The sequence below is a fragment of the Rhizobium phaseoli genome (assembly GCF_001664385.1).
GTDB lineage: Bacteria > Pseudomonadota > Alphaproteobacteria > Rhizobiales > Rhizobiaceae > Rhizobium > Rhizobium phaseoli.
This window is the reverse complement of record NZ_CP013536.1, coordinates 887,071-899,776: the sequence shown is the minus strand read 5'-3', so window position 1 is coordinate 899,776 and position 12,706 is coordinate 887,071. Positions and strand designations below refer to the sequence as shown.

The following is a 12,706-nucleotide window of genomic DNA, read 5'->3' as shown; positions in this document are numbered from 1 at the left end:
GTCGCCGAAGACGCTAACCCATTCCTGAAGCTCAGCTTGGTGGTGATGATGACGCCGCCGGCCTCGTATTTCAGCAGCGCCACGCCCGGCTGGTCGTCCTCGAAGGGACGGATCCAATGGATGGTCACCTGATCGCGGAAGGGGCCGAATGCCAATTCCTTCCAGCCGCCGGATGTCATAAGTTCGCGGGTGGTTTCAGGCATGGGCAATGCTTTCCAGAATGTCGTCGACATGGGCGGTCCAGCCGACGATCGCGCCCTGGGCGCGGATCATGGCGATGGCGGCGGCCTTGAACTCGGGAAAGTAGCTTTCCGTCGCCTCCTCGGCGAGCAAGCACTCATAGCCGCGGTCGTTCGCCTCGCGCATGGTCGTCTGAACGCAGACCTCGGTGGTCACGCCAGCAAAGACCAGTTGCCTGATGCCCTTTCGCTGCAGCGCCTCCGCGAGTCCGGTGGCATAGAAGGCGCCCTTGCCGGGCTTTTCGATGACCACTTCGCCATCGATCGGAGCAAGCTCCGGTAGGATCGCCGTTCCCGGCTCGCCAGCTATGAGGATGCGGCCCATGGGGCCTTCGTCGCCGCTCGGAGCAGGACGGCCGTGCCTGAATTGCGGGCTTTCATAATGCGGGCCCGGATCTCGGGCGCGGCTGAGGAGGAGGACACCATCGGCGATGCTGTTGCTGGCCGGCCGAGTGAGAGGCAGAGGAGGGAAGGGGAGGCCGTGGCGGAATGAGAGGTTTGGAGAGAGGCTCCAGCCGGTCCGCCATGGAGAAACGACATGGCACAAGCCATCCAGAAAATCACCCTCAGTGCAGCCCGCGACATCCCCTTCAACAAGCTGGTGCTCAGCCAGCAGAACGTCCGCAAGATCAAGGCGGGTGTGTCGATCGAGGATCTTGCGGAGGACATCGCCCACCGCGGTCTTTTGGCCAGCCTTAACGTTCGGCCCGAACTTAATCATGAGGGCAAAGAAACCGGTATGTACCGCATCCCGGCCGGCGGGCGTCGCTATCGTGCTCTTGAGTGGCTCGTGTCGCAGAAACGGCTTGGCCAAACCGCCGGCGTTCCGTGCATCGTCAGCAGCAGTGGGACGTCGGAGGTTGAGGATTCCCTTGCTGAAAACGTCCATCGCGTCAGCCTGCATCCTCTTGATCAGTTCCGCGCCTTCCAGGCGCTGCGGGAGCAGGGGCTCGGCGAGGAAGAAATCGCTGCGCGGTTCTTCGTCTCGGTCGCCACGGTGAGGCAGCGCCTGCGGCTTGCGTCCGTCTCGTCCCGGCTTCTCGATCTCTACGCCGAAGACGAAATGAACCTCGAGCAGATCATGGCGTTCTCGATCACCAACGATCGTGTCCGCCAGGAACAGGTCTGGGATAGGCTCTCCCGATCGCATAGTCGCGAGCCATATTACATCCGGCGCTTACTGACTGAATCCGCGATCCGCGCCAGTGACCGTCGCGCCGTCTATGTCGGCGTCGATGTCTATGAAGCGGCCGGCGGCGTGGTGATGCGCGATCTGTTCGAACAGGATCAGGGCGGATGGCTGCAGGATCCGGTGCTTCTGGAGCAGCTCGCGCTCGAAAAACTCAAGGCTGACGCCGATGCGATCCAGGAGGCCGAAGGCTGGAAATGGATCGAAGCCGCTTTCGATTTTTCCTATGGCCATACATCCGGGCTTCGTCGCTTCTACGGGGCGCAGGCCGAGATGGCCGAGGAGGAGCGCGCCCGCTACGATGCTACACGGGCCGAATACGACAAGCTCGATGCGGAGTATGCCAAGGCGAGCGAATATTCCGCGGCAACCGAACAGAGGCTCGAGGAACTCGGCACCGAGATCGACCGGCTCCATGATCGACCCTATGTCTTCGACGCCGAGGACGTTGCTCGCGGCGGCGTCTTTGTTTCGCTTGGCGCCGGCGGCGAGCTCAAGATAGAACGGGGGTTCGTACGGCCCGAAGATGAGCAAAAAGCGGACGTCGAGGCCTTCGATGCTGACGATGGTGGTAGCGTCGATCTCAATGGCCGTTCATCCGTCACCGAGGAAACGGCTGCTGGCGGTGATCAATCGGAAGACGAGGATGAGACGGTCAAACCGCTACCCGATCGCCTGGTTCTCGATCTGACGGCCGCGCGGACTGTTGCGCTCCGCAATGGGCTCGCCAACGATCCGGTCGTGGCCTTCATTGCCGTGCTGCACGCCCTCGTGTTGAAGACCTTCTATTCCTATGGTTCGGACTCATGCCTGGAGATAACGTTGCAGAGCGCGAAATTCAGCCAAACTGACGGGCTCGGCGACACGGTATGGGCAAAGGAAATCGACCAGCGGCAGGAGGGCTGGGGCCAGGATCTTCCCAGGGATCCGAATGATCTCTGGGCGTTTCTGATCGGTCTCGACGATGTGAGCCGACAGGCGCTTTTTGCGCATTGCGCCTCGCTATCGGTCAATGCTGTGATCGAGCCCTGGAACAAGCGAACCCGCGCAATCGCGCACGCCGATCAACTGGCCCGCTCAATCGGCTTTGGGATGGTCGAGGCAGGATGGGCGCCGACGGCTGACAACTACTTCGGACGCGTCACCAAGGCTCGTATCCTGCAGGCGGTCCGCGAGGCGAGGGGCAATCGGTCGGCGGAACTGATCGGCCATCTCAAGAAGGCCGACATGGCCCTCGAAGCCGAACGGCTGATGACCAATAGCGGCTGGCTACCCGAACCGCTTCGGCTTGTCACAGACAGCGCCTCGTTCGAGCAGGGGATTGTCGAAGCCGGCGAGATTGCTGATGGCGGGACAGTCGAGACACCGGCGCTTGATCTCCCGGCTTTCCTCACCGACGCCGGATAATGCCTCCGCGCCAACTGACGAGATCGACGAACACCGGCATCTCGACGCGGCCGAATAATCCCCGTTTCACGAGACCGAACCGACGGCCCGGCTCCGAAATGAGACCGGGCCGCATCCGTTTCCAGGAGAGTGTAATGTCCGATTTTACGATCGAAACCACCTTTCACTTGCCGGTTGTCCGGCATCGCACCTATGCCGCCGAGACCTTGGAGGCGGCCTGCCGTGCAGCAATCGACGACGACAACTGGAAGATGGCCGGGAATGATCACGATTCCTCCCGCCGGGTCCATGTCACCGGCGCCTGGGAAGGAGCGCACACTGCTTATAACGGCCCATCGATCCCGGTACCGTCGCAGTTCGAGGACACGCTCCAGCGTCGGGCTCGTCATTTCGAGATCCTGCTCGGCCTGCTGAAGGTCTTTTTCGACGATGCCCATGCCGACCGAGAGCCGTCACTCGACTGGCTTAATCGTTCAGCTTGGGAGATTGCACGAGGAGAAGCCATTCTCGCGGGAGGTCCGGATCCTGATGAGCCTGCCGAACCGCCGAGTCCTGTCCACGTTCTCGCCCGGCTGCAGGAAGACCGGGTTCGCGAGGCCATCGTCGCTGTTCTCGAGGTCGATCACCGTTTTGGCGGGCTTTCGACCGAGGCGGTGAGCGATGACGAGATCCACGAGGCGTGCGTCTCCATGGCGACGACGACGGACGTCTCTGATGTCGTCAGCAACGCGGAATTCCAGGCGGCCCTGACGGCGATCCGGGCAGCGCACCGGCGCCTCCATCGAGAATGATCCTTTTCCGCCCTTATACCCTCAACCCAGCCCGGCCAATGCGCCGGGCTCTTGCTTTTCAGGAGATAGTCCAATGAACACTCTCAGCACCAACACTCGGCCGACAGTTTCTGGCTTCAAAGTCGATATTTCCCGTGGCGAACGGATCGGCCGCGTTTCGTCGGAATGGTTTTCGCGCCCTGACGACGAACGGTTCATGTCCTTGACCGAGCTCTACGACACCGTCCGGTCCCGGGCGGACCGCGCGCATGCGCGAACGATCGAAAGTGCGGCGATCCGCGTCGAGGCGACCCGCGATAATGCCGAGCGGCTCGAGCTCCTCGTTCCCGGTGAGCGCCAGCCGATCGCCCCGACCCATTGGAGCTACGGTCAGCTCTGCAGCCTGGTTGGAGCTCCCGCCACCTACATGCGCCAGCTGCCGGCGCCGCTTGCCGCCATCAATCTTCAGCATGGTCTGCTCAATCACCGTGCCCAGAGGCCGTATAGCGCTGACCGGCGCTGGCGCAATTTTATAATCAGGAGCTTGCAGGCTTGCTGGAAAAAGCGCGCGCCGGAGAGCAGCGTGCGGTCTATGCTGGCAAGAAGGAACCTGGATTATCCAACACGTTTTAGCCGTTGGCTTCAAAGGCGGGCTTTTCGAAAGCAGACGTGATCAGCTCGTCGAGAAATTCGAGGTCTGCCGCCAATCGCCGCTCACTGTGCTTGAGAGCCCAGACCTGCATCCCGCTGACGCATTGCATGGCGTCGCTGGTTATCTTCCGGCGCTGTTCAAGCAAGTTCGCTGTCGCCTCGCGACGCTTGATAAGCGTATCATGAAGCCATTTTGGGTCGTATCCTTCCGCAACGCTGATGCCCAGGTCAAATGGATCATATCGAAACCAGACCTCTTCTAGGAGTTGCCGACGAAGGTCTTGCAACGCTGCGCGACCTTCTTGGGTGATCTCGAATATCTGCCGTGCCGGTCGGTTGCCCTCCGACTGCCGGTCGATCTCCCGCAGCAATCCTTCCGACGCCAGCCGGCCTATCGCGCCGTAGACCGCTCCGACCGTTATGTCCGTCCAGAGCGGCATGCGCTTGCGTTCGGCTTCTTTCCTTAGGTGGTGACCATGGGTCGGACCGATTTCCTCGAAACAGGAAAGGATGAAAAAGCGGATGGATGACATATTGCTCTCGCGCGAGTATTTTCGTAGGATGTCGATATTAGACGAATGTAACGCTAATCGAGGGTATTATGAAAGCGGTTATTGTCGGTGCGACTGGCGATCCCAAAGATGTCGTGAAACTTGGTGATGTCGACGAACCTATCGCCAGGTCAGGCGAGGCGATCGTTCGGGTAACGAAAAGGGTTGTGCATGCCGCCGATCACCAAGCGGTTCGTGGCGTCCTTCCCCGGCAGTTCTTCTCCGAACAGGGCATTCCCGGCATCGACGGGCTTGGTGTGATCGAAAGCTTTGGTGAGGGAGCGCCGGCCGATCAACATTTCTCAGTCGGTTCCCGAGTCGGCTTCTACCCGACGCGCGGCACATGGGCGGAACGGGTCGCAATGCCGCTCGGCACGTTGGTCCAACTTCCCGACGATATCGGCGACGCGGTTCTCAGCCAGTTGCTCACCAATGGCATGGCAGCCCTGCTGCTATTGCGCGCAGCGGTCCAGGCCAACGGCGAGACGGGAAAAGACAGGCCCATCCTTGTCTCCGCCGCGACCTCGACCGTCGGCCGAATCTTCATGACGCTTGCCGCAATCCAGAACCGCAAGGTCATCGGGCTCGTCAGGCGCGATGATGCCGTCGATGCAATCCAGCACGATTTCCCAGGCACGCCTGCGATCAACACCAGCGTGAGCGACTGGCAGGATACGCTTAAGGCTGCCGCTGGCGGCGATATCGGTGTTGTTGTCGATCCCGTCGGGGGCGCGCTGCTGCCTGCGTTGCTGGGCGTACTTGCTCCAGGCGGCACCGCCATTGTCTATGGTGGCCTTGATCCCCATCCATCGCCGATCTCGACGCTGCTCATCACAGCCCGCGGTCTTACTATAAAAGGACTTTCGTCCGCAGGATTGGCCTCTGCCATGCCAGCAGCAGACCGCGCTGCGTGTTTCAAAGAGATCTTCGAGGCGGCACGACAGAAACCGCATATATTCGACGTCGCGACCGAGTATCCTCTGGCTGAAGCCGCACGAGCCGTTGAACTCTCCGAGGTTGGTCCCAGGCGTGGGGCGATCATACTCACGTTCTGACCGGCTTTGGCTGGCGATTGTCCGACGACTGGAGGCATCATGACACACTTCCTCATCGGCATGAGTGGCGGGCTTTTCCGCTTCGAACGGGAAAGCCAAAAGCCGGCGGTGCTTATGCCGGCCACGCAACCAACCGCGTTTGCGATCGATCCCAGCGAACCCGCGATCATCTATTGCGCTACCTACAATCGCGGTCTTTGGCGAAGCGATGATACGGGGCGCACCTGGCTTCCGGTTGGGACGCCGCAAAGCTATTACGGCCCAGAGGTCTATGGCGCATTGCCTGAACGCGAGACGACTTTTGTCAGTGTCGATCCGCAGAAAAATCATGACGGCCGACATCCTGTCTGGATCGGGACAGAACCCAGCAGGCTCTATCGGTCGGACGATCACGGCCTGACCTTTCAGCTGGTCAACGCACTGGACAGTCTCCCCTCCCGACGTAGCTGGGCCTATCCGCCGCGGCCGGCAACGCACCATGTGCGATGGATCGCACATGGTGAAAGCGGACAAATCTACGTGTCAGTCGAGTTTGGCGCCTTTCTTCGCAGTATGGATGGCGGCAAAACCTTTGAGGACCGCCGTTCTGACAGTCCCCTTGATACCCACGTGTTGTTGACCCATCCGCTGGCACCGCGAAGGATTTACGGCGCGCTTGGAGATGGACTGATGAGGCCGGGTCGGTCCTTCGGCGAAAGCCTGGATGGCGGCGAGTCCTGGAACTACGTCAGCCGCGGTCTCGAGGAAATGGTCTACCTCTATGGAATGTCGATCAACCCTTCGGATCCTGACGACATTCGCGTTGCCGCATCGCCCAATCCGGGCATGGCACACGGCCGCGACTGGAAGGCACAACTTCACGACAGCCAAAATAATCGCCAAGCCGTGTCCGGCCGACATCCCTCAGCTGGACCCTCTTCGATCTTCAAACGTGTCGGCCAAGCCTGGAAGGAGGACGCCATCGGCTTTCCCCGCGACCACAGTCTCATTCCGGTCCTGACAGCTGACCCGCATAGGCCAGGATACTGGTTTGCCCTTTCGAACCTTGGCCTCTTCGAGCAGGCGCCGGGCAAGGAGGGTTGGCAGCTTATCGCAAACGATCCGGCATGGGAAAACATGCACCCGATGAGTTTGCTGCCACTTGGTTAAGTGCTTCTTCAGAGAAGACTTGCAACCGCGAGATCGTTGCCGGGGCCAGCACCGGTAAGCCCAATACATGCAACTTAGGAAACACCACCATGGATAGTAATATATCTCTGAGCGATCAGGATTTGATTGAAATTGTTCGCTCCTATTACAGCGCCGTTGACTCGCGAGATCCTGATCGTCTTGCCGCCCTCTATCTGGATGCGCCGACGACTACTCTGAAGTTCAATGCTGACCCGGCTATCGTGACCGTGGAAGCGATCAGAACGTTTACAGCCGGGTTCTCTCTGGCCGTCGCAGGCATTCATCATACGATGATCGAGATTTGGAAGACCCCTTTGCTCGGCAACATCGTCCCTGTCGATCTCGAGCCTTCACGCGAGAACGCCGTGACCGTCGCCTCGACAGCCCTGCCGATCTTCTCGTTTACGAAAGGCTCGGACGATATCGCTTTACCGGCGACATCGATCTTCACCATTGACACCGAAACGAAGAAGTTCATTTCAGTGCACAACATGTTTGACATCGGCAAGATCTATGCCGCGTTGAACACTTAATTCTAACACATCTCTCGCTGGCGAACATTTCCGACCGGACTTCCTGACGAAAGCCCGGTCGCAGTCAGTTTTGTGTTGCGACGTGCGTGCCGTTGCGTCGGGGCGACCTTCCCATCACCCGCTTAAAGGCCGTGCTGAACGCGCTTTCCGACTCATAGCCGAGCGAAAATGCAATCGCGGAAATCGGCTCGTCGGACTGCAACAGGCGATCACCGGCGAGCAACATCCGCCATCGCGTCAGATAGTCGATCGGTGCTGTTCCTACGGTTTCCTTGAACCGCTGAGCGAAAGCTGACCTGGACATTCCCGTCAGTTCGCCAAGTTCCTGCACTGTCCACGACCGGGCAGGGTTCTGGTGCATCGCGATCAGCGCCGTGCTGACATTCTTGTCGGCCAGCGCCGACAGCAGGCCGACGCCACCTTGGCCGAGGTTGCGGCGCAGCGCCTGAAGAAGGATCATGTGCGCAAGGTGTTGCAACACCAGGACCGTGCCGGCCGTCGGCGAGCGCAACTCCTCCATCATCTGTTCGACCAGCCAACGCAATGGCGTGTGCTCCGTGCCGTTGCGGATGTGGACGATATGCGGGAGCAGGCTCAAGAGGATGCCAATCTGCTGCTCCGAAACGGTAAAGCGGCTGCTGACGATGAACGTCCCGCCGCCGCCGTTCAGTTGGATGATGCCACCGTTTTCAGCGCCGCTGAACACCGTCTCGGCGAGGATCGGCTTGAGCCCAGGCTCACTTGCGAGCTGGAAGGTCTGGCCGCGGGGAAGAACGAAGCAGTCGCCAGCATGCAATTGCACCGGCCTTGCAACACCTGTTACCGAAACCCAGCAACTGCCGACCACAACGGCCGCACTTTTGATCGTTCCTTGCTGATCGGGAAAATCGATTGCCCAGTCTCCGCCGGCGTCAAAGCCGGCCGACATGTAATTCACCGGCTTCAATAGGGATAGCAGATCGGAGAGCGGATCCATCGGCGCCTCGGACAATCGAAAGTAAAATCGTTCAATTTCATTTAAATCGTCTACCATCTGCGCGATAGGGCCTTTTTGGTCTCTAGGAAAAATGCGCCGGAGAAGGGGTTGCGACGGCGCGTATTTTATCTTTTCGGATGATCCGCGCCGAGTGAACTGAAAAAGACCCCCGTGGACGAAGGCGAAGGAAACTTGGACGATCGAAAATGGATCGCCTCTGTCGGCCATGCTTTGCTGCCGGCCTTGTTGCATTCGGCCGATCTTATGGATCGGCCCAAGCGACCGAACAGAGGAGTCATCCATGACTACGGTCAAACCCGCCGCCGGAAAAGCCGGTACCTTCATGCTTGGAGATCGCGAGGTCAGCCGCATGGGCTACGGCGCGATGCAGCTTGCCGGCCCGGGCGTCTTCGGCCCGCCTCGCGACCATGGTGCCGCGATATCGGTCTTGAAGGAGGCCGTGGCATCAGGTGTCAATCACGTCGATACGAGCGATTTCTACGGGCCACATGTCGTAAACAAGCTGATCAACGAGGCCCTTTCGCCCTATCCGACTGGCCTGACCATCGTCACGAAAGTCGGCGCTGTCAGAGGCGATGACGGCTCCTGGCAAAAGGCGGCAGAGCCGGATGAATTGCGCGCCTCGGTAGAAGACAATCTGGGGAACCTCGGCATCGATCGTCTCGAAGTCGTCAATTTGCGGATCCATCCCGACGATCAAGCGAAGGGCGACCACTCGATAGCAAGAAGTTTCAGCGCGCTTGCTGCCATGCGCGACGAGGGATTAATCAGGCATCTCGGTGTCAGCGGCGCAACACCGCAGCAGGTGTCGGAGGCGCTATCGATTGCGCCCGTTGTTTGCGTCCAGAATGAGTACAATCTTGCCCACCGGGACGACGACGCTCTGATCGACAGTCTCGCCGAAGACGGTATCGCTTATGTGCCTTCTTCCCACTAGGTGGGTTCAACCCGCTTCAATCGGAAAGCCTCTCCAAGGTCGCCGGACGTCTCGGGGCCAGTCCATTGCAGGTGGCCCTCGCCTGGCTGCTGCAGCGCTCGCCCAACATATTGCTGATCCCGGGCACCTCTTCGGTCGCGCATTTGCACGAGAACCTTGCGGCCGCCGCGCTCTCGCTGCCCGCCGATGCGGTAGCCGAGCTCGACACGATCGGCTTGAAGGTGGGCTAACCGCATGGGGTCGCCGTCTAGGCTGTTTTCGATCTCGGTGGACGATGACCAAGGAAACTTGGACGATCTAACATAGATCGTATTTGTCCTCAGGCCTATAAACGACGCGTAGCTCTCGCGCGAGTAATCGCGCTAAGAGCGAACCAATAGTCACGAAACGATGGAAAAATTACCATGCGCGTTTTTGTTACCGGAGCGACCGGATTCGTCGGCTCCGCAGTCGTGAAAGACCTTCTCTCCGCCGGTCATGAAGTTCTCGGCCTGGTCCGATCCGACCGGTCCGCAGCTGAGCTCACTGCAGTTGGCGCAACGCCTCATCGCGGCGATATCGAGGACCTTGATAGCGTGCGGGCAGGCGCAATCGCAAGCGATGGTGTGATCCACACCGCGTTCAGCAACGATTTCTCGAAGTTCGTCGAGAACTGCGAAGCGGATCGCCGGCTGATCGAGGCCCTCGGTTCCGCCGTCGAAGGTACGTCGCGCCGCCTCGTCATCACCTCGGCCGTCGGCATTCTCCCCAAGAGCGTCAGGGTAACCGAGGACACGTTGCCGGAAACCGGCGGCCCGCGCGCGGCGACGGAAGAAGCAACCGATGCGATCGTTCAGAAGGGAGTGCATGCCGCGACCGTCCGTCTCGCATCGTCGGTCCATGGTGAGGGCGACCACGCTTTCGTGCCGATGCTGATCGAGATTGCGCGCAAGACTGGCGTCTCCGTATACATCGATGACGGCCAGAACAACTGGCCGGCCGTGCATCGGTTCGACGCGGCGGCGCTGTATCGCCTTGCGCTCGAGAAGGGCGAGTCAGGCCACCGCTATCACGCGGTGGCGGAAGAAAAGGTTCCCTTCAAGGACATCGCGACCGCGATCGGTCGCGGGCTGGGCGTGCCTGTTGTTTCCAAGTCGATGCCTGAAGCAGAGGCTCACTTCGGATGGTTTGCGAATTTCGTCGCCTTTGACCTCGACCCCTCGAGCGACCTCACGCAGGCGCGTCTGGGCTGGAAGCCGACGATGCCAACCTTGCTATCGGACCTCGCAAGCGGCGCCTACTTCAAGCCGGCCGAAGACCCGAAAGCCTTGCGCGGATAACCCCCGCGCGGGTGAGGGAGGGCCGTTCCGAGAACCGCCCTCCCGCACCTGACGCTGGGTTCAATTCGAAAAAGCTAGATCCGGATCACTTCACGGATACGGACAACTATAGGGAGACTAAGGGTGAAACAAATCTATCCCGATCTCTGGCAGACCCGCGCCGAGCATCCGTTCTCGGGCGTCAGCTCCCACGCATACCTGCTCATCCGCGAGACTGGCAACATCCTGTTCTACAGTTCTGGCGTCCCGGAGGATCTCGATCATATGGAGGTCCTTGGCGGTGTCGCCTACCACTGTATCAGCCACAGGGACGAGGTCGGGCCAGCCTTGCTCAAAATCAAGCAGCGGTTTGGTGCCAAACTCTGCTGCCACCGATTGGAGGCGAAAGCGGTGGACAAAGTGGCCGCCATCGATCACCTGTTCGAGGGAAAGGAAAATTTGCCCGGTGGCGTGGAGGTCATCCACACGCCTGGTCACACTGACGGTAGCGTCTGCTTTCTGGTGCCTTCCGGCGAAGAAACCTATCTGCTGACCGGAGACACTATCTATCGGCATGACGGCGCCTGGGAAACCCGCGTCAATCGGTTTGTTGGGGGCGGTTCGAGATCCGACCTCAAGGCAAGCCTTGCGCTTTTGGGCGAGCTGTCGCCAACCGTCGTCATTTCCAGCGCCTCGATGGGCGATGAGCCCTACAGGAAACTGACGCCTGACGAATGGCGCGCAGACATTGCCAATGTGCTGCGCAAGGTCTGATCGGTTTTCGTGATCGCCCCTGACCCCAGCTCGTTATCACTGCGACTGGCAGCAGGGACCGACTGCACATCGACCGAACGTGAGAAAACGAACCATAACAGACGTAAACGACGACGGGGGATAGACATGCAAAAGCGCAAACTCGGCCAAGGCCTGGAAGTTTCGGCATTGTCTCTGGGAACCATGGGATACGGCCAGGAACGAAACCTGCCGGACCGCGAGGACATGATCACACTGATCAGAACTGCGGTCGACCGTGGCTTGGATATGTTCGATACGGCCGAAGTCTATGGCCCTTGGACGAATGAAGAGATGGTCGGCGAGGCGCTCGCCCCGGTCAGAGACAAGGTCAAGATCGCGACCAAGTTCGGCATGGACGTCGACCAGGATACGGGCGAGATCCGCATGGCGGCAAACAGCAAACCTACTCAGATCCGCCGATCTGTCGAGGGAAGCTTGAAGCGGCTCAGGACCGACCACATCGACCTTCTCTACCAGCACCGCGTCGATCCGGAAGTGCCGATGGAGGATGTCGCGGGCGTTGTCAAAGACCTCATCAGTGAAGGTAAGGTGCTCTGGTTCGGCCTGTCCGAAGCAAGCGAGGAGTCCATCCGGCGCGCTCATGCGGTTCAACCGGTCGCTGCGCTCCAGAGTGAGTATTCGCTTTGGACCCGCGAGCCGGAGGCGGAAATCATTCCAACGATCGAGGAACTGGGCATCGGATTTGTGACATACAGCCCGCTCGGCAAGGGATTTCTCACAGGTAAGATGGACAGCCGCACGAAGTTTGACCCGTCCGACCTTCGTGGCCATACGCCACGGTTTTCCGAAGAGGCACGCCAGGCAAACCAGAAGCTCGTCGACCTCATGTACAAGATCGCCGAGAGGCGGAACGCCACGCCCGCACAGATTGCACTCGCTTGGCTTCTTGCGCAAAAGCCGTGGATCGTGCCGGTTTTCGGAACCCGGAAACTGTCGCGTTTCGAGGAAAATATCGCTGCAGTCGAGATCGAGCTTGAAAAGGCAGACTTCGACGAGATCGATCAGGCGGATATCCAGATCCAGGGTGCACGTTATCCCGAGGCCATGCTGAAGTTGACCGGTCTATGAACACAGGCGTCGAGGAGCAGGAAAA

General features: G+C 59.8%; 10 protein-coding genes and 4 pseudogenes. 10 read left to right on the top strand and 4 right to left on the bottom strand.

Going from position 1 to position 12,706, the window contains the following annotated elements:
• Positions 1–47: 47 nt before the first annotated feature.
• Positions 48–203 (bottom strand): annotated as a pseudogene (locus tag AMC88_RS31370) (cupin domain-containing protein); the annotation flags it as partial.
• A pseudogene (locus tag AMC88_RS34430) lies at positions 196–669 on the bottom strand (cysteine hydrolase family protein); the annotation flags it as partial. The pseudogenes AMC88_RS31370 and AMC88_RS34430, both read right to left, overlap by 8 nt.
• Positions 670–777: 108 nt before the next feature.
• On the opposite strand from AMC88_RS34430, the gene AMC88_RS31360 reads away from it, so the two are divergent.
• From AMC88_RS31360 to AMC88_RS32920, 3 genes and pseudogenes are all read left to right on the top strand, one after another.
• Complete coding sequence (locus AMC88_RS31360; RefSeq protein WP_150128092.1) at positions 778–2,835, top strand: ParB/RepB/Spo0J family partition protein; 2,058 nt, start codon at positions 778–780, stop codon at positions 2,833–2,835.
• Between the two features lie 134 nt (positions 2,836–2,969).
• Complete coding sequence (locus AMC88_RS31355) at positions 2,970–3,626, top strand: hypothetical protein (RefSeq protein WP_064830295.1); 657 nt, start codon at positions 2,970–2,972, stop codon at positions 3,624–3,626.
• 73 nt (positions 3,627–3,699) lie between these two features.
• Positions 3,700–4,101: pseudogene (locus AMC88_RS32920) on the top strand (DUF932 domain-containing protein); the annotation flags it as partial.
• A gap of 133 nt (positions 4,102–4,234) precedes the next feature.
• Here AMC88_RS32920 and AMC88_RS31345 read toward each other — a convergent pair.
• The gene (locus AMC88_RS31345; protein WP_064830293.1) at positions 4,235–4,789 is read right to left on the bottom strand and encodes a PadR family transcriptional regulator; all 555 of its coding nucleotides are present in this window, start codon (positions 4,787–4,789) and stop codon (positions 4,235–4,237) included.
• A 185-nt stretch (positions 4,790–4,974) separates the two neighbouring features.
• On the opposite strand from AMC88_RS31345, the gene AMC88_RS31340 reads away from it, so the two are divergent.
• The 3 genes from AMC88_RS31340 to AMC88_RS31330 are packed head-to-tail and all read left to right on the top strand — an operon-like array spanning position 4,975 to position 7,565.
• Positions 4,975–5,862 (top strand): zinc-binding dehydrogenase, encoded by an 888-nt coding sequence (locus tag AMC88_RS31340; RefSeq protein ID WP_167355302.1) that lies wholly within the window; start codon positions 4,975–4,977, stop codon positions 5,860–5,862.
• A 39-nt stretch (positions 5,863–5,901) separates the two neighbouring features.
• Entirely contained in the window at positions 5,902–7,011 is a 1,110-nt protein-coding gene (locus AMC88_RS31335; protein ID WP_064830291.1) for a WD40/YVTN/BNR-like repeat-containing protein, read from the top strand.
• Positions 6,969–7,565, top strand: coding sequence for a ketosteroid isomerase family protein (locus AMC88_RS31330; protein ID WP_150128091.1), 597 nt, complete (start codon positions 6,969–6,971; stop codon positions 7,563–7,565). The genes AMC88_RS31335 and AMC88_RS31330 overlap by 43 nt, the downstream gene beginning before the upstream one ends.
• Before the next feature lie 64 nt (positions 7,566–7,629).
• On the opposite strand, the gene AMC88_RS31325 is transcribed toward AMC88_RS31330, so the two are convergent.
• The gene (locus AMC88_RS31325; protein ID WP_064830289.1) at positions 7,630–8,541 is read right to left on the bottom strand and encodes an AraC family transcriptional regulator; all 912 of its coding nucleotides are present in this window, start codon (positions 8,539–8,541) and stop codon (positions 7,630–7,632) included.
• 301 nt (positions 8,542–8,842) lie between these two features.
• Here AMC88_RS31325 and AMC88_RS31320 point away from each other — a divergent pair.
• The 4 genes and pseudogenes from AMC88_RS31320 (at position 8,843) to AMC88_RS31305 (ending at position 12,681) form a co-directional block, all read left to right on the top strand.
• A pseudogene (locus AMC88_RS31320) lies at positions 8,843–9,729 on the top strand (oxidoreductase).
• 174 nt (positions 9,730–9,903) lie between these two features.
• Positions 9,904–10,818: an SDR family oxidoreductase gene (locus tag AMC88_RS31315; RefSeq protein ID WP_064830288.1), complete on the top strand. Its 915-nt coding sequence runs from the start codon at positions 9,904–9,906 to the stop codon at positions 10,816–10,818.
• A 123-nt stretch (positions 10,819–10,941) separates the two neighbouring features.
• Positions 10,942–11,571 carry an MBL fold metallo-hydrolase gene (locus tag AMC88_RS31310; RefSeq protein ID WP_064830287.1) on the top strand — a complete coding sequence of 210 codons (630 nt, stop codon included), beginning with the start codon at positions 10,942–10,944 and terminating at the stop codon, positions 11,569–11,571.
• 126 nt (positions 11,572–11,697) lie between these two features.
• The gene (locus tag AMC88_RS31305) at positions 11,698–12,681 is read left to right on the top strand and encodes an aldo/keto reductase (RefSeq protein ID WP_037144241.1); all 984 of its coding nucleotides are present in this window, start codon (positions 11,698–11,700) and stop codon (positions 12,679–12,681) included.
• Positions 12,682–12,706 lie beyond the last annotated feature (25 nt).